Annotated in this window: 16 protein-coding genes; 4 read left to right on the forward strand and 12 right to left on the reverse strand. The window is 43.3% G+C overall.

Annotated features, from left to right (window positions below; all coding sequences use genetic code 11):
* Window positions 1–158: 158 nt before the first annotated feature.
* From L1271_RS11810 to L1271_RS11825, 4 genes are all read right to left on the reverse strand, one after another.
* Window positions 159–797 (reverse strand): tetratricopeptide repeat protein, encoded by a 639-nt coding sequence (locus L1271_RS11810; RefSeq protein ID WP_010378945.1) that lies wholly within the window; start codon window positions 795–797, stop codon window positions 159–161.
* A gap of 242 nt (window positions 798–1,039) precedes the next feature.
* On the reverse strand, window positions 1,040–2,356 hold the full coding sequence (locus L1271_RS11815) for an adenylosuccinate synthase (protein WP_010378944.1): 1,317 nt from the start codon (window positions 2,354–2,356) through the stop codon (window positions 1,040–1,042).
* 339 nt (window positions 2,357–2,695) lie between these two features.
* Window positions 2,696–3,751 (reverse strand): recombinase RecA, encoded by a 1,056-nt coding sequence (gene recA / locus L1271_RS11820; protein WP_095729681.1) that lies wholly within the window; start codon window positions 3,749–3,751, stop codon window positions 2,696–2,698.
* Window positions 3,752–3,817: 66 nt separating this feature from the next.
* On the reverse strand, window positions 3,818–4,309 hold the full coding sequence (locus L1271_RS11825) for a CinA family protein (protein WP_102057545.1): 492 nt from the start codon (window positions 4,307–4,309) through the stop codon (window positions 3,818–3,820).
* Window positions 4,310–4,333: 24 nt separating this feature from the next.
* Between L1271_RS11825 and mutS the strand changes: the two genes are divergently transcribed.
* Window positions 4,334–6,925 (forward strand): DNA mismatch repair protein MutS, encoded by a 2,592-nt coding sequence (mutS, locus tag L1271_RS11830; RefSeq protein WP_206473685.1) that lies wholly within the window; start codon window positions 4,334–4,336, stop codon window positions 6,923–6,925.
* A 46-nt stretch (window positions 6,926–6,971) separates the two neighbouring features.
* Here mutS and L1271_RS11835 read toward each other — a convergent pair whose 3' ends face one another.
* Entirely contained in the window at window positions 6,972–8,228 is a 1,257-nt protein-coding gene (locus L1271_RS11835) for an outer membrane protein transport protein (protein WP_102057547.1), read from the reverse strand.
* A gap of 373 nt (window positions 8,229–8,601) precedes the next feature.
* On the opposite strand from L1271_RS11835, the gene L1271_RS11840 reads away from it, so the two are divergent.
* Entirely contained in the window at window positions 8,602–8,919 is a 318-nt protein-coding gene (locus L1271_RS11840) for a hypothetical protein (protein ID WP_010374094.1), read from the forward strand.
* On the opposite strand, the gene L1271_RS11845 is transcribed toward L1271_RS11840, so the two are convergent.
* From L1271_RS11845 to ftsY, 7 genes are all read right to left on the reverse strand, one after another.
* Window positions 8,916–10,190 carry an HD-GYP domain-containing protein gene (locus L1271_RS11845; protein WP_211867054.1) on the reverse strand — a complete coding sequence of 425 codons (1,275 nt, stop codon included), beginning with the start codon at window positions 10,188–10,190 and terminating at the stop codon, window positions 8,916–8,918. The two genes, L1271_RS11840 and L1271_RS11845, sit on opposite strands and share 4 nt — an antisense overlap.
* Window positions 10,191–10,415: 225 nt before the next feature.
* Window positions 10,416–10,751: a ribonuclease E inhibitor RraB gene (rraB, locus tag L1271_RS11850; RefSeq protein ID WP_010374098.1), complete on the reverse strand. Its 336-nt coding sequence runs from the start codon at window positions 10,749–10,751 to the stop codon at window positions 10,416–10,418.
* Window positions 10,751–11,464 carry a 1-acylglycerol-3-phosphate O-acyltransferase gene (locus tag L1271_RS11855; RefSeq protein WP_235367939.1) on the reverse strand — a complete coding sequence of 238 codons (714 nt, stop codon included), beginning with the start codon at window positions 11,462–11,464 and terminating at the stop codon, window positions 10,751–10,753. The genes rraB and L1271_RS11855 overlap by 1 nt, the downstream gene beginning before the upstream one ends.
* Before the next feature lie 194 nt (window positions 11,465–11,658).
* Window positions 11,659–12,516 (reverse strand): RNA polymerase sigma factor RpoH, encoded by an 858-nt coding sequence (rpoH, locus tag L1271_RS11860; protein ID WP_010374102.1) that lies wholly within the window; start codon window positions 12,514–12,516, stop codon window positions 11,659–11,661.
* A gap of 298 nt (window positions 12,517–12,814) precedes the next feature.
* Window positions 12,815–13,801, reverse strand: coding sequence for a permease-like cell division protein FtsX (gene ftsX, locus L1271_RS11865; RefSeq protein ID WP_010607197.1), 987 nt, complete (start codon window positions 13,799–13,801; stop codon window positions 12,815–12,817).
* Window positions 13,798–14,475: a cell division ATP-binding protein FtsE gene (ftsE, locus tag L1271_RS11870; RefSeq protein WP_017218471.1), complete on the reverse strand. Its 678-nt coding sequence runs from the start codon at window positions 14,473–14,475 to the stop codon at window positions 13,798–13,800. Before ftsE ends, ftsX begins: the two co-directional genes overlap by 4 nt.
* Window positions 14,476–14,588: 113 nt before the next feature.
* Window positions 14,589–16,388, reverse strand: coding sequence for a signal recognition particle-docking protein FtsY (ftsY, locus tag L1271_RS11875; RefSeq protein WP_235367940.1), 1,800 nt, complete (start codon window positions 16,386–16,388; stop codon window positions 14,589–14,591).
* Window positions 16,389–16,650: 262 nt separating this feature from the next.
* On the opposite strand from ftsY, the gene rsmD reads away from it, so the two are divergent.
* Both rsmD and rpsU read left to right on the forward strand, forming a co-directional pair.
* Entirely contained in the window at window positions 16,651–17,235 is a 585-nt protein-coding gene (rsmD, locus tag L1271_RS11880; RefSeq protein ID WP_010607193.1) for a 16S rRNA (guanine(966)-N(2))-methyltransferase RsmD, read from the forward strand.
* A 186-nt stretch (window positions 17,236–17,421) separates the two neighbouring features.
* Window positions 17,422–17,637 carry a 30S ribosomal protein S21 gene (rpsU, locus tag L1271_RS11885; protein WP_010362466.1) on the forward strand — a complete coding sequence of 72 codons (216 nt, stop codon included), beginning with the start codon at window positions 17,422–17,424 and terminating at the stop codon, window positions 17,635–17,637.
* Window positions 17,638–17,640 lie beyond the last annotated feature (3 nt).

Below are 17,640 nucleotides of genomic sequence, written 5' to 3' on the forward strand. Positions count from 1 at the left end.
AAATCACTAAGTTCAAAAGCGTAGTGTCACTCTAGCCAGAAGTTATTTCTTAATACAAGGCAAATTTGTGCGCCAATAGCTGGCCTATTGCAAGCAAATTTAACGCAGTAGTAAGGGATAACAGCTGCTAGAGAACAAGTTGTTATCCCGAGTTCAGGTTATATAGGCAATCTCGCGCGCTTGACCACGCTATCAGGCATTTTGTTTGCCAGTTGACCTAGTGCTACCTGAATCCGCTTATGTAGCTTTTTATCTGCAACTGCGGAATGGAACAGCCATCGATAGGCGTCTTCATAATCTCTTGGGCTACCGTGGCCTTGATTAAACACATCTACGAGTCTTAATTGAGCGTTTAAGTTGCCAAGTGCTGCAGCCTCTCTCAGATAGGTTACCGCCATCGCTTTATCTTCTTGCACTAACTGGCCAACATCATAGTAGCGACCTAATTGTTCAAGCGCCGCGGCAAGGCCCTGCTCTGCTGCCCTTTTCATATAATAAAGGCCGAGCTCAACATCTCTGTCTACACACACGGCATAAGCTAACATGTCACCATAAAGAAACTGATACGAAGGCAGCGCCATGATCTCAGCACGCGCTTCAATATCTTTAACCAGCTGGCACTCATCCGCTTTAACCCGAGCAAGGTGTTGATTTTTTTCAATGAGCGCTAGTAGCTCTTGCTGTGTATACAAAGGCACAGCTTCGATAGCCTCTTCGGCAGATACTTTGCTCTGTATACTGAGACTTAAGGAAACACTCAATGCTGAAGCTGCAAAATAACGAAGTAAGTAATTCATCGAAGACCCATCAAAGTAAAGCTGATTGTTTAACTATAGCAGGCTGCAAAGGCAAATTACTTGCTCTGCAGCAACATCGACACTCAAATTTGATTAAGCATTATTTACGCCAAAGCGAAGTCTAATTTTATCATATGAGCAAAAATTCACTTACTTATCGGCAGGAAGACAAAAACTTGTAGGGTAATAGACACAAAAAAAGCTGCCGTAGCAGCTTTTTTCTTTATCAATCGACAGCAAGATTATTCAGCAAAAGGGTTGCGAACAATCATTGTCTCAACGCGGTCAGGGCCTGTTGAGATGATATCAATTGGCACGCCAGTGATTTCTTCTAGGCGCTTGATATAGTTGATAGCGGCTTCTGGAAGCTGCTCAACAGAAGTTGCACCAAAGGTGTTTTCGCTCCAACCAGGCATTTCTTCATATACTGGAGTCACTTTCTCATAGCCTTCAGCAGCAAGAGGAGTCACATTAGTCACAGTGCCGTCTTCTAATTGGTAACCAGTACAGATTTTCACTTTTTCTAAACCATCAAGTACGTCTAGTTTAGTTAAGCAGAAACCACTGATGCTGTTGATTTGAACTGCACGGCGCATTGCCACTGCATCAAACCAACCGGTACGACGTAAACGACCAGTTGTTGCGCCAAACTCGTTGCCTTTCTCGCCTAAGTGTCTGCCAACTGGGTCTTGCTTGTCTTGACCATCGTAAAGCTCTGTAGGGAAAGGACCTGAACCAACACGAGTTGTGTAAGCTTTAACAATACCTAAAACGTAATCTAAGTGTAGCGGACCAAAACCTGCACCAGTCGCAACACCACCAGCCGTCGTGTTTGATGAGGTTACGTACGGGTAAGTACCGTGGTCAATATCAAGTAATGTACCTTGCGCACCTTCAAATAGAATATGGTCGCCAGCATTACGCGCTTGATCAAGTAGTTCAGTAACGTCAACAATCATTGACTTAAGTACTTTTGCTACTTCCATTGCATCATCGTATGTCTTCTGAAAGTCTACTGGATCTACTTTGTAGTAGTTAACCAAGGCGAAGTTGTGGAACTCTAGTACTTCTTTAAGCTTCGCAGCAAATTGCTCTGGGTTGAAAAGATCGCCAACACGTAAACCACGACGTGCAACCTTATCTTCGTACGCAGGACCAATACCACGGCCAGTTGTACCAATGGCTTTTTCACCACGCGCTAGTTCACGCGCTTGGTCTAGTGCAACGTGGTAAGGCAAGATCAAAGGACATGCTTCGCTGATCAATAGACGCTCACGTACAGGAACGCCACGCGCTTCAAGCATGTGGATTTCTTTCATTAGTGCATCTGGTGCAAGTACTACACCATTACCAATTACACATTTAACGTCTTCGCGTAGTACACCTGATGGGATCAAGTGTAGTACCGTTTTCTCACCGTTAATTACTAGTGTATGGCCAGCATTGTGTCCGCCTTGGTAGCGAACAACTAAAGAAGCCTTATCTGTAAGTAGGTCAACTACTTTACCTTTACCTTCGTCACCCCATTGGGTGCCTAATACAACGACGTTTTTACCCATTGCAAATTCACTTAGAAAAAATTAGGCGCAGATTTTACCAGAAAACCATAGTCGAAATCACCCCAATTTGCCTAATTTTTCTGCTTTCAATAAGATTGATGATGTAAAGCATCAAGGCAAGTTACATAACTTGTTGAAAAGGTGGGTTAATAGCTGAAAATCAAACAACGTATTTTATTTTTATATCAAAATAGCTGTATTGTTCGGATTAATCGATAACTATCTCTTTGTTATCAAAAGTAAACTTTTATAAAATGTAAAAAGCCCAAAGGTTAACCTTTGGGCTTTTTAAAATATAGCTCAAGCTTGCTGGCGAGCCGTTAAACTTGAGTGGTTAGCCTATAGCTCTAAATCATCTTCAACTTCAGCAAGGCCTTTATCTTCACCCTCTTCAGGCATAATAACCGCTTGCGCTAGGAGCATTTCTCTTAACTTGCCTTCAATTTCATTGGCAATCTCAACATTTTCTTTTAAGAACTTAATTGAGTTTGCTTTACCTTGGCCAATTTTACTGCCGTTATAGCTAAACCAAGCACCCGCTTTATCAACCAGTTTGTGTTTCACACCTAAGTCTATCAACTCACCTTGTTTCGACGTACCTTCACCGTACATGATGATGAACTCAGCTTGCTTAAATGGTGGTGCTACTTTGTTTTTCACAACCTTAACACGAGTTTCGTTACCAACAACCTCATCACCTTCTTTCACTGAACCGATACGACGAATATCAAGACGTACAGATGCATAGAATTTAAGTGCGTTACCACCAGTTGTGGTTTCAGGGTTGCCAAACATCACACCAATCTTCATACGAATTTGGTTGATGAAAATACATAATGTGTTCGAGCGTTTGATATTAGCTGTAAGCTTACGCAATGCTTGTGACATGAGTCGAGCCTGCAAACCAACGTGTGAGTCACCCATATCGCCTTCGATTTCAGCTTTAGGGGTAAGTGCTGCTACCGAGTCAATAACAACCAAATCAACCGCACCAGAACGAACTAGCATGTCACAAATTTCAAGCGCTTGTTCACCGGTGTCAGGCTGTGATACTAATAACTCATCAACATTAACGCCTAGCTTTTCGGCATAGATTGGATCGAGTGCGTGTTCAGCATCAACGAACGCACATGTTTTTCCCATTTTTTGCGCTTCTGCAATCGCTTGTAATGTTAGCGTTGTTTTACCTGATGATTCTGGACCATAGATTTCAACAATACGACCAGTTGGTAAGCCGCCGATACCAAGTGCAATATCCAGACCTAATGAACCCGTTGAGATGGCTTCAATATCTAGCGCCTTGTTCTCACCCAGTTTCATGATTGAGCCTTTACCAAACTGACGCTCAATTTGTGATAGTGCTGCGTCTAATGCCTTTTGCTTGTTATCGTTCATTTGCTTCTCCAATTCAGCGTAATGACACCTAGTATACTGTATGAAATTACAGTATCAAGTAGAATTTTATGATTTTACCATCGCTATAGCATTTTTTAATGCAAATTCAATGGCTTGAAGTCTTATTTCGGCCCTATTCCCAGTAAATACTTGGTGAAATGCCTGAACTCTATCACTATTCGCAATAGCAAACCATACAGTACCTACGGGCTTATCAACGCTGCCTCCAGTTGGTCCAGCGATACCAGACACAGCAATGGCAACTTCAGCATGAGCTGCCTGCTGAGCACCTTTGACCATCTCCAAAACCGTTTGCTCACTCACTGCACCAAATTGCGTTAGGGTTTGTTGTGATACTCCCAATAATTCGTGCTTAGCTTGATTACTGTATGTCACAAAACAACGTTCGATATAAGCAGAGCTCCCCGGCGTATCTGTTAACGCATAACTCACCCCACCACCTGTACATGACTCTGCGGTAGTGATTGTTACGCCGTTATTCGTTAGAATAGCGCCCAATTGTGCCGCATATTCGGCTATCTCTTTGTAGTGCTCCATAGGAAAACCTTTTAGGTATCAACAATGTCGTCAGATCTATATTCAGAACACACTATAAACCAACAAACCCCAATGATGCAGCAATACCTGCGAATTAAAGCTCAGCATCAAGAAATCTTGCTGTTCTATCGCATGGGCGACTTTTATGAACTCTTCTTTGACGATGCTATCAGAGCGGCGCAGCTTCTCGATATATCTCAAACCTATCGCGGTAAAGCCGGTGGCAATCCAATTCCAATGGCAGGTGTTCCCTATCATGCAGTTGAAAACTACTTAGCTCGCTTGGTACAACTGGGTGAATCTGTTGCTATTTGTGAGCAAGTTGGCGACCCAGCGACCAGTAAAGGTCCTGTAGAACGTAAAGTTGTGCGTATTGTTACTCCAGGTACCGTCACCGACGAAGCACTATTGCAAGAACGCCAAGATAATTTACTTGCGGCGGTCTACCAACATCCAAAAAACTTAGGTTATGGCGTTGCCTATCTTGATATTAACTCGGGCCGATTTAATATCGTAGAGCTACAGACTGACGAAGCACTTAATTCCACGCTACAGCGCTTGCAGCCCGCAGAATTGTTATATCCAGAATCATTTCAGAACCTTTTAGTGCTAGAAAGCATTAAAGGCAGTCGTCGCCGTCCAGATTGGGAGTTTGATTTAGACACAGCAAAGCATTTACTTTGTCAGCAGTTTGCAACCCGCGACTTAGTCGGTTTTGGTGTCGACAATGCCAATATGGGTTTAATCGCCGCGGGTTGTGTCATGCAATACGTGAAAGACACGCAACGCACTGCATTACCTCATATTCGTGCGATCACGCTCGAAAAGAATGAGCACGCGGTGATCTTAGATGCCGCGACGCGCAAAAACTTAGAGCTAACTCTAAACCTCTCTGGCGGTGTTGAAAACACCTTAGCGCAGATTTTAGATAAGTCTTCAACGGCCATGGGTTCGCGCTTATTAAAACGCCGCATTCATACGCCCGTGCGCGAACGCAAAGAGCTCAATGCTCGACTCAATGCGATTGCGAGCCTTATCGAACAACAACTATGCATGGAAGTTTACGATGCACTAAAACACATTGGCGATATTGAACGAGTCGTAGCCCGGTTAGCGTTATTTACCGCTCGTCCGCGTGATCTAACGCGCTTAAGAAGTGCATTACAAGCGTTACCGCCACTGCATGATATTTTACAAGATGCGACGGATACGAGACTTCAGTCTATTATTAGCCATTCACCTGCATTACCTAAGTTACAAGATTTGTTAGAACGAGCGGTTATCGACAATCCCCCTGTTCTCATTCGTGATGGTGGAGTAATAGCACAGGGCTACAATGCAGAGCTTGACGAGCTACGCGCATTAAGCGCAGGTGCCACGGATGTTTTAGAAAAACTTGAAGAAAGAGAGCGCGAACGCACAGGGATCTCGACATTAAAAATTGGGTATAACCGCGTTCACGGATTTTATATTGAGATCAGCCGGGCCAATTCGCACTTAGTGCCTGCGGAATACATTCGCAGACAAACACTGAAAAATAACGAACGCTACATTATTCCTGAGCTAAAAGAACATGAAGACAAAGTGCTTGGTAGCCAATCGAAAGCACTAGCACTTGAAAAGCGCCTATATGAAGAGCTCTTTGAACTCATCGCTCCTTATATTGAACAATTGCAAGTCATGGCTGCAGCGCTTGCCGATCTGGACGTATTAAACACCTTAGCCGAACGTGCTCAGACACTAGACTATTGCAAGCCCACGCTTACCGAGGGCACTGAAATTGATTTAGTGGATGGTCGCCACCCAGTCGTAGAACAAGTAAGTAAAGAACCATTCATTGCCAACCCAGTAAAACTCAACGATGAACGTAAAATGCTCATTATTACTGGACCAAATATGGGTGGTAAATCGACCTATATGCGTCAAACCGCGTTAATTGTGTTGATGGCGCATATTGGCAGCTATGTACCGGCAAGCGCAGCCACCATCGGAATTGTCGATCGTATTTTTACTCGCATTGGTGCCAGTGATGACCTTGCCTCTGGGCGCTCAACCTTTATGGTTGAAATGACCGAAACTGCAACCATTTTAAACAATGCAACCGCCCAATCATTGGTGCTAATGGACGAAATTGGTCGTGGGACAAGCACCTATGACGGTTTATCACTCGCTTATGCGACAGCGGATTATCTCGCCAGCAAAATTGCAGCAAAAACACTGTTTGCTACTCATTATTTTGAGTTAACCGAATTGGCTGAGCAGCAAGCAGGCCTTGTTAATGTGCATTTGGATGCCGTTGAACATAACGATACTATTGCCTTCAAACACACAGTGATGGAAGGGGCTGCAAGTAAGAGTTTTGGTTTACAGGTAGCAAGTCTTGCCGGCGTGCCAAAAGCAGTGATTAAGTTAGCGAAACAGAAACTCGCTTTGTTAGAGCAACATCAGAGTGTCGTTGGCGATAAGCCTGTTCATGTAGCTGCACCTGTACAGCAGAGCTTAATGCTTGCCAATGAGCCTTCTGAGGTTGAAGCGCTACTTGCAGATATGGATCCCGATGATATGACACCAAAGCAAGCTCATGCTTTGCTATATCAACTTAAATCTATGCTATAGAAAGTAAAAAGCGGCCAAAAGCCGCTTTTTTAATGTTCTCTCATAATTAGAACTTGTGGTTATACTGAAGACCAAAGATCATCGCATGGCCTTTAGAGCGATAGCCCCACTCACTGAATCTGTCAGCTTCAGTGAAAGTTTGTGTTTTACCTCTTAAAACACTGATCCCGAAATCTACAGTTGCTTGGTTAGCAAGTGTATACTCCGCACCAAATGAGTACCAAGTACGGTCTGTATCAGGAATTGAGATAGATAGATGGTTTTCATCCGCTGGTGACTCATCATATGCCATACCTGCACGTAGTTTCACCGCATTACTAAGCTGATAGTCAGCGCCAACTGCAAAACGTAATGAATTAGAGAAATTCTCTTCTTTAGTGAATACTGAACCTGCGTTACCAACTACAGCTTCAAGTTCATCAAAACTATTCCAACCTGTCCAAAGTACGCTGTAGTGTAGTGAGGTTTCTTGGTTTAATTTATGAGAACCTGAGATCTCAGCAATCGCAGGTAACGTTACATCCACTGAACCTGGTAGTGACGCGCCATTCAAGCCGCCCATCGCTGCTGGTAAGTCGTTACTAAAGTGACCATCAAATGTGATATCTGTTTCACTGCGGTAATGGAAGCCGATTAGGTTGTTTTCATCGATTTGATAAGCAACGCCTAGGTTCCAACCAAAGCCATAATCGTCACCTTCTAAGTGTACCGCCTGAGTACTGGCTGGCAAACCTGTCGTTGTCGCACCAAGGTTACGAACGATTTTAGCATCGGCATAAACTTCATTAATACCAAACGCTACGCTCCATTGCTCATCAATTTGGTAAGCAGCAGAAATACCTAAGTTAACGGTCTTAATTTCAGTTTCACCCGCGATTTGACCTGCAACATAATCCTTATCGAATTCTGTAGATAGACCAAACTGTGAATAGATACCAGCACCAATCGACCATTGGTCGTTATATTTGTGCGTTGCATAAATAGCAGGAATAATAGCACTTGGTGCGATGCTGTTGTCATTTAACGCTGAAGCAGGGATACCATTGCTAGTACCTGTTCCCGTCAGGCTTACGTCCGGTTGAACATACATAGCTGCTACTGATAATTGCGTGCCTGATAGCTTACCCATCAATGCTGGATTACGTGCAACCACTGACGCATCGTCGGCTGCAGATGCTTCACCCGCATAAGCACGACCAAGGCCAGAGACGTTTTGTTCCGCAAGTTGGAAGGCGGCAGCTAGTGCTTGTGATGACGATAAAATCGCACCTGATGCGATAAGACCTAATAATACTTTGTTCATACTCTAATCCCCTGTGAACTAACCATTTCCTGAGTAATGGTTAAAAAAACCAATTCGAGTAACACTGCGCAGCCTCACTTTGACCTTGCTCACCTAGCCAATATCCAGCTATGCCACACACCCACCAAATTGGCAGAATAATAAATTCATGACACCCTACCTAAAAGTGGAGTAGAAATCTCCTTTTTTGCGACTTTTCGTTGATTAAGTGAACATATAACGAACAAATTACGCACTTTGTAAACTCATCGGATGAGATAAATTATCAAATGATAATAATTACCAATATCATTGACGTACCTTCATCCCTTATATACACTCTTCAATCTGAGTATGAGTCATTCAGTGTGTTAATCGTGCTAAGGAGAACAACATGTCGATAGCATTAATCGTTTGCGCATTGGTATTTTGCGGTCTCAGCGTATATTGCCTGTGTAAAGCAAACTACTGTGCCTGTCGCCACGCGGGAGAGTGCGATAACCCGGTCAGTCAATACTGGTTAGGTGCTATTGTTGCAGCGCTGCTATCACTGCTGTTAAGCTGTGCGGCGTTACATTCGGAAAAGGGAACATTACTGTGGATATTAATGATGGCAAGCTGTATGACTGGCGCGATGCTCTCTGCTAGATGGCAAAATCTCAAAAGACGCTGTAAAAACGCTTTCTTCCCTGTCGCGCAATCCAAACCTTAAATCAGTAATTGATCTCTTAGCAATCGTGAGAGGTTAATTTGATAATCAAGCGGCCTGACACTTGCGATCACTTTTATCTCTGACTCGCTTAAATCCAAATCTTTTGCCGTAACATGGTGGAGATGTTTGGTATTGTAAAACACTCGTACAAGAGGCGCCGTGGGTGCATGTTTATTGCCCTCGAGTACCAACCCTAATCGCTCGTTGGTCAGTTTAACAATAGTTCCTACGGGGTGAACTCCCATACACTTAATAAAACGCTGCACTAAAATAGGATCAAATTGCTTTTTACTCGACAGTAAAAAACGTAACGCATTAATTGGTTCATCAGCCTCTTTGTGGTGCTGATCTGAGGTTATGGCGTCGTATACATCCACAATCGCCATCATTCTTGCCGCGGTGCTGAGTGCGTCGTCTTTAATCCCTCTCGGATAACCTGTACCATCTAAGCGTTCATGATGGTTGATGATCATGTCCAGCATAATAGGCGTGATCCCAGACTCACCTTTGCTCAACCCTAAAGACTGCGCCACGTGCTTTTTGACCGCACGATACTCAAGATCGGTAAAATTACCCGGCTTATTGATCAACCCCTGGGGTAACTTAGCGTGACCAATGTCATGCAACATCGCCCCCATGGCTAACTGTTCAATAATGTGATGTTGCAAACCAAGGTGCTTGGCAAATACGGTGATCAGAATTGCGCAGTTGGTCATATGACGCCAATTGTAGGCATCTTTGTCTTTGATCCGAGTTAAAATCGCCATCGCATTTGAATTACGCAGTACCGAATCGACGATGTCTTTACTTACCTCATTGATGAGGCTCATATCGACCTTCAAACCCGATGTTACATCTCCATAGAGGCTTTGGATCTGACGGTTATTCTTTTCAAACTTTTGCATCGCAACCGCAAATTCTTGCTGCAAAGTTTGTTCTTTACTCACCGTTTTGGCTTTGGATTTTGGTTTGCTGCGAGCGGTGGAAAGACTGCCATCCATGCCATTTTTGGCGGCAGGTTCTTCAGGGGCTTGTGGTGCTTCAGTGACCGGTTCTGCTGGCTGCTGGTATTTCTGTGGTACAGGAATATCGCTCTGCGTAAAGTCTATAGTGAGCTCAAGTACTCCTTTGTCAATCAGCTTTTGAATGATGGCTTCATCTCTGACCATTCCCCGAGATTTGATCTTAATACCCGCGTCAGACTTATGCTTGTGAACATTATCCACAAACATGCCAGGTCTAAGATCTTCAATGGGGAGGACAATCTGCATGAATCGCTTACACTACGTAGTTAGCCAATGAATATTAATACCATTGAATGAGGTGAAACACCATCTATTCAGATTAAATTCACACAAAGGTATGGTGAAATTACAACCACTCAGAAACGCTTGTTATACCAGTTTACTTAATTAAGTGATTTAATTTGAGGTATTTATGAAGTGTTGCAGAAGGGGAAACCCAACACCATATACATGCTGGGTTTTATACAGTTGCTATTCTTGGAAATAAGTTCCCCAGCCGTCGTATTCAACGCCAGCGTCTAGTGCAACCTTTTCTAACTTGTCTACGTCTTCCATGATAACGTCGGTATCCAGTTCGGCTTCTACTACAACATCAAAGCCCCAAATTTTACCGCCGTCTTCGAGCTCAAGCTCTGCTGGTTCTTCAACATCATAGCCCAATTTAAATGCCGCTAATGCAGCTGCTTCCAGCTTGTCAAAATCCTCACTTACAAAGTGATGTTCTACTTCATAAAGCGTTTCAGGGTTTGAACCGTCTTCTAGCAATGAAGAAACGATGTCTTCACTTATCTCACGCCAGTTTTCCATTATTTTAATCTCGCTTTTGCATCTAATTCAGCTATTCTTTGAGCCATTTTAGCATGGATCTGAGCAGCGTGATCCCTTGCTGGCACTTCAGAGTCTAAATATTCCGGTTCTAGCATGTCGATATAAACCTTACCATTATTCCAACGATTGAGCTTTATCTGCTCATGCGTTGAACTCATACATACTGGGATAATAGGCACATTGGCGCTCATTGCGGTGTGAAATGCCCCGGTTTTAAATGGCAACAAACCGCGACCATAGCTTCTGGTCCCTTCAGGGAACATCCAAACCGATAGTTTTGACTCGGTGATTTTTTTTGCTGATTTGGTCAGTGTTCCTAAGGCTTTAGAACGATTGGCTCTATCAATCAAAATGTTGCCAGATAGCCAATACATTTGTCCAAAAAACGGGATCCACTTTAAACTTTTTTTCCCCATGCTGACGGTGTTTTTTGGCACCACGGCCGGCAGCGTAAAGAGATCATAATTATTTTGGTGATTTGCAACATACATCGCGGGGACAACATGCTTGGCATTTTCATGCTGCGTTATCACCAACTCAACGCCTATCAACTTTGACATATAGCCATACCATTTGGCTATCGTGTGCACATTGTTAGCATGAAAAGGGCGCACAATGCACAATAACAATCCGCAAATACCACTAACAATGATAAACACTGTTAATAAGAGAATTCGTATAATGGCAATCAATTTAACCACTCCAGAATTAAAATCTTGCGCATTATAGTAAAATAAGCGAACACTTGTAAGCTCAAAATGATGATAGTTTAGAGGCTGCCAGAGGAATCTCAGAGTATGATAGTTAAGGTACTGATCTATTTATAGAAAATAAAAATGCCGCTGAGTAGCGGCATTTGACACACGATTTATCATTTTTGCAAAATTTAACTCATTGCGTTTTGCAGCTTTTTCATTGCTGACTTTTCTAGCTGGCGTACACGCTCTGCCGACACGCTATATTTCTCAGCAAGATCTTGTAATGTTGCTTTTTCGTCAGCAAGCCAACGTGCACTTACGATATCTTGAGAGCGTTCATCAAGCGTTTTCAGTGCTGCAAATAGGCGATTATGTGACTGCTCTTGCCACTGTTCTTGCTCAACTTCTTCGGCAAGGTCGCTACTTGTGTCTGTTAAATACTGTACTGGAGAGAAGTTACCCGCTTGGCTTTCATCATCGTCAGCAGATAGGTCAAAGCCCATATCTTGGCCTGCCATACGAGACTCCATCTCGCGAACTTCTTTCTCACTTACACCAAGCTCGTTTGCAACCGTTGTCACTTCGTCTTGGTTAAACCAACCTAAACGCTTTTTATTTTTGCGTAGATTGAAGAATAATTTACGCTGCGCTTTTGTCGTCGCAACTTTAACAATACGCCAGTTCTTTAATACATATTCATGGATTTCTGCTTTAATCCAATGTACCGCAAAAGAAACAAGGCGCACACCCACGCTTGGGTCAAAACGCTTTACTGCTTTCATCAACCCAATATTTCCTTCTTGGATTAAATCAGCCTGAGGTAGGCCATAGCCCGAATAACTTTTTGCGATGTGAGCAACAAATCTCAAATGAGACATAATGAGTTGCTTAGCCGCGTTAAGATCCCCTTCTTCCTGAAGACGTGTCGCAAGTTTTTTCTCTTCCTCAGCGCCAAGCATAGGTATTGTGCTTACAGATTGAAGGTAACCTTCAACGCTTGCGCTTTGCTGCCCAGTTAGTGCTAATGCGTATAAATCTTTAGTCATGTTTCACCTCAGTGATAAACCGTTTCGTGTATATTTAGCACTCTAACATCTAGAGTGCTAAATGCAATCTACTTTATCTGATTTTTAAAATCAACCTTTTTAGAAGAACTTCAAAAATAAAATATAACCTACTGAATAATATTAAAAATATTGAATTAACTAGGCTTCTTTTTACGATATTATTTTTTTATGACAGTGCTAAATTTAATTAGTTCTGATTGTTTGAGTGCTAAAATCTGATAGTAATTGGCAACCGACTGCTACACTTTAGCAGTCGATTGGTGTTTGTAGCGTTAAATCATACCTTTTCAGGTTCAATCTCTTTGATATAACGGTGTACAGAAAGAAAAGAGCCTACAAACCCTAAAGTAATTGCAGTGCCAAGTAGCACTAAAAGTTCATTCCCTGCCATTCCCTGAAGCACAAAGTTGCTTTGATATACCCCAACAACTGTAGATACAGCTGACTCCAGCCACCACAACATAAGGCCAACACAGATAAAGGCAACCAAACCACCGACTATGCCATACCATACACCAGTCCAAAGAAACGGAGCCTGAATAAAGGTATTGGTCGCTCCCACCAGTTTTAGCACTTGAATTTCTTCTTTCTTGTCCATGATGGATAAGCGTATGGTATTTCCAATAATCAAGATAACGGCGCTAAGCAATAGAAACCCCACGGTGATCACACTTTCTTTTAGTAACCCCAGTAGTGCATTTAGGCGCTCTAGCCATTCAATATCCAGCTTACCAAACTCGACCTCGCGCTCTTTTTCAAGTTTAGTAAGAAGCTCTGTTGCGGCTTGTGGTTTTCTAAAACGACTAACAGGCGTTACCAGCACAACATTAGGCAGCGGGTTTTCTTCTAAATAGTTAAGCGCCTGACCGAAGCCTGACATTGACTTAAATTCATCCAAAGCTTGGCTTTTACTTATCAGTACTACTTTTTCTATTTCTGGATAGAGTGCAAGTCGCTTCACCAGAGTTTGTGTCTGTGCCTCAGTCATTTCATCTTTAACGAACAATGATATTTCAGATGCCTCTTTAAACCCGCTACTTACCTGCTGTACATTTTTCACTACCACATAAAGCGTCGCGGGCAATGTCAGGCTGAGCCCCAAAACTAGAATAGTCATTAAAGAGGCCATTGGCGTACGCCACATTTCCCCAAGGCTCTGTACACCTTGACGAATAATCATCAAACAAAAAAAGTAAAAATGATGAAATATCGACTTTTTACTCTGTTCAGCCTGATTTCCCCGTCCTTTAAACAGCAAACTCATAGCGTGTCCTCCGCTAGCGGATCTTGTAGCATGCGTCCTTGATTAAGCGTGAAGCTACGGTATTTCATACGTGCTATTAACCCCAAATCATGAGTAGCGATAAGAACGGATGTACCACGGCGATTAAATTCTTCAAATAGGTTCAGAATTTCCATCGATAGTTCTGGGTCTAAGTTCCCCGTAGGTTCATCTGCAAGCAGCAAAGGCGGCGAGTTAACAATCGCTCTTGCTATGCCAACACGTTGCTGTTCACCTCCAGATAACACACTCGGATGGCACTTTGCTTTATCAAGCAAACCCACCTTGTCCAGAGCGGCATGTACTCTTTTGGTGATCTGTTTATGGTGAGTACCTTCAATAACTAAAGGTAGTGCGACGTTATCAAATACGCTGTAACGTTCGAGTAGGCGGTGGTTTTGAAAAATAATCCCAATATCTCGGCGAACAAAAGGAACTTGCCGGTTAGATACCGTATTGAGATCGACACCATTAATGTAGACACGGCCTGCTGATGGCCTTTCCATCACGCTAACCAACTTTAATAATGTACTTTTACCAGCGCCACTGTGGCCGGTTAAAAATGCGAGTTCTCCATTTGCAAGTTCAAAGCTCACTTTTTCCAGTGCTTTGTGCCCACCAGGATAAGTTTTGCTCACTTGCTCAAATTTAATCATGTTGGCCTCTTATACTTATTTTAACCATGACACTCAGTCCGTGGCATTGTAGCAATTCGGCAATCGAATAAAGCGGGCAAATTTGCCCGCTTTATTGCAACTGATGTCTCTATTTATTCTTGACTGAACAATGCCTCGATAAAATCATCACTCTTAAAGGTGCGTAAGTCATCAATGCCTTCACCTACACCGATATATCGAATTGGCACCTTAAACTGATCCGCCACAGCAAAGATAACCCCACCTTTGGCTGTACCATCAAGCTTAGTTAACGTGATACCAGTTAAGCCAACCGCTTGATTAAACAGTTTTACCTGGCTAATCGCATTCTGACCAGTTCCGGCATCAATCGTCAACATCACTTCATGTGGCGCGTCTGGGTCTAACTTTTTCATTACTCGAGCTATCTTCTCAAGCTCTTGCATTAGGTTATCTTTATTTTGTAATCGACCCGCTGTATCCGCTATTAATACATCGATATTTCTCGCTTTAGCGGCTTGGAAGGCATCAAATACCACCGACGCAGAATCAGCACCTGTGTGCTGGGCAACAACAGGGATACTGTTTCTTTCACCCCATACCTGCAACTGCTCTACCGCAGCCGCGCGGAAAGTATCGCCAGCCGCCAACATGACAGATTTACCTTCGCTTTGAAACTGTTTGGCAAGCTTACCGATTGTTGTCGTTTTACCAACGCCATTTACGCCGACCATTAAGATAACAAAAGGTTTCTTATCGGTAGGGATCTCAAGCGGTTGCTCAGCCGTTTTTAAGATCTCTGACATTTCTTTTTTCATTAGATCATATAAAGCTTCACCGTCTTTTAACTGCTTTCTATCAGCGGCATCAGTCAGGTTATCTATTAGCTTCATCGTGGTTTCAACACCAATATCAGCCGTTAGCAATTGCGTTTCTAGATCTTCGAACAGCTCATCATCGATTTTCTTGCCTTTGAATACCGAAGCAAAGCCTGAGCCGATATTGGCCTTGGTTTTCAACAAGCCTTTTTTAAGGCGGGAGAAGAAACCTTCTTTTTTCGGCTTTTCTTGTTCTTGAGCTAATTGTGCTTGACGCTCTTCCTCTTCACGCTCGGCTCGTTCTTTTGCTAGTTGTGCCTGACGTTCTGATTCTTCACGCTCGGCTTGTTCTTTTGCTAATTGTGCCTGACGTTCGGCCTCTTCACGCTCAGCTTGTTCTTTTGCTAATTGTGCCTGATGCTCTGCTTCTTCACGCTCAGCTTGTTCTTTCGCTAATTGCGCCTGACGTTCCGCTTCTTCACGCTCAGCTTGTTCTTTCGCTAATTGCGCCTGACGTTCCGCTTCTTCACGCTCAGCTTGTTCTTTCGCTAATTGTGCCTGACGTTCTGCCTCTTCACGCTCGGCTTGTTCTTTCGCTAATTGTGCCTGACGTTCGGCTTCCTCTCGCTCGGCTTGTTCTTTCGCTAACTGTTCTTGGCGTGCTGCTTCCTCACGCTCAGCTTGTTCTTTTGCTTGTTGCGCCTGACGTTCTGCTTCCTCACGCTCAGCTTGTTCTTTCGCAAGTTGTACCTGAAGTTCTGCCTCTTCACGCTCAGCTTGTTCTTTCGCTTGTTGCGCCTGGCGCTCTGCTTCTTCACGTTCAGCTTGTTCTTTCGCTAATTGCGCCTGACGTTCGGCCTCTTCACGTTCAGTTTGTTCTTTTGCTAATTGTGCCTGACGTTCAGCTTCTTCACGCTCAGCTTGTTCTTTCGCTAACTGTTCTTGGTGTGCTGCTTCCTCACGCTCAGCTTGTTCTTTCGCAAGTTGTGCCTGAAGTTCTGCTTCCTCACGCTCAGCTTGTTCTTTTGCTAACTGTTCTTGGCGCTCAGCTTCTTGTTGCTCTTTATCGGATTTACCAAAGCCCAACCAAGATAAAAATTTGTTTTTCTTTCCCATATTCACTTATGACCGTGTTAGATAAATTGCATAAACCCAAAGCAAAATGTTGATGATCTTGCTACCATACTCGAAAACGCCAATCCGCATCAGCTTATTGCTTTTACTTGGATTGATATCACACTTAATTTTGGGCTCGAAAGGCAAGCCGAGGATGGCAACCTTAGTGCTTAGACAAAATTGCGTGCAAGTGTACCATGTTCCGTAAGGATGAAAAATCCTGACACCAAGAACCTTTAATAAAGAAGCAAATTACGTCGCTATGAGAAAATCTAAGCCTAAGTCAAATACCAAACAGTCTGGTTTCATCCGCCTGATCAGTGGTAAGCATAAAGGTCGCAAGTTACCAGTTCATGATGTTGTGGGATTAAGACCAACAACAGATAGAATGAAAGAAACCGTTTTTAATTGGCTCATGCAGGACGTAAGAGACGCAAAAGTACTCGATTGCTTTGCCGGTGCTGGCAGTCTAGGATTTGAGGCTATTTCACGCTTCGCTGCAAGCGGAACTTTTATCGAACTGGATAAAACAGCGGCGACGCAGCTTAGCAATAATGCAACTTTACTCAAACTGGATAACGTTGAAATCATTAATACCGACGCGTTAACCATGCTGGCAAATAACCTTAAGCAACAGCAATATGACTTGGTTTTTATTGACCCACCCTTTCGCAAAGGGCTTGTGACTCCTTGTTGTGACTTACTTGAATCACAATCTTGGCTCAGCGAAGACGCACTCATCTACGTTGAATTTGAACAAGAGGCACAACCTGAAACACCAGAAAATTGGCAAGTGATTAAAGAAAAGCATGCAGGACAAGTGATCTGCCGCCTTTATCAGCGCTGAAATTCCCTCATAAAGAATGAAAAAACAGCCGCTAGCGTATGACATGACAGGGCTGGTGTTTTTAGCTATAATTTAGGCTTTACATGCGGTCTTGCTTCAGATTACAATACCGCACCATTTTTGAACCAATTGGCTAGTTTTTAGCCAGATAGAGCTAAGCTCATTAATTAGGTAGGTGAATTTTTAATGCCAGTAATTAAAGTAAGAGAAAACGAGCCGTTTGACGTTGCACTACGTCGTTTCAAACGTTCATGTGAAAAAGCAGGTATCCTTTCTGAAGTTCGTCGTCGCGAGCACTACGAGAAGCCAACTGCTGAGCGTAAGCGCAAAAAAGCTGCAGCGGTTAAGCGTCACATGAAGAAGCTTTCTCGCGAAAACGCACGTCGCGTTAAATTATACTAATCA

Origin of the sequence: Pseudoalteromonas sp. OF5H-5 (genome assembly GCF_021530695.1) — a bacterium.
In the GTDB taxonomy this organism is placed as follows: Bacteria; Pseudomonadota; Gammaproteobacteria; order Enterobacterales; family Alteromonadaceae; genus Pseudoalteromonas.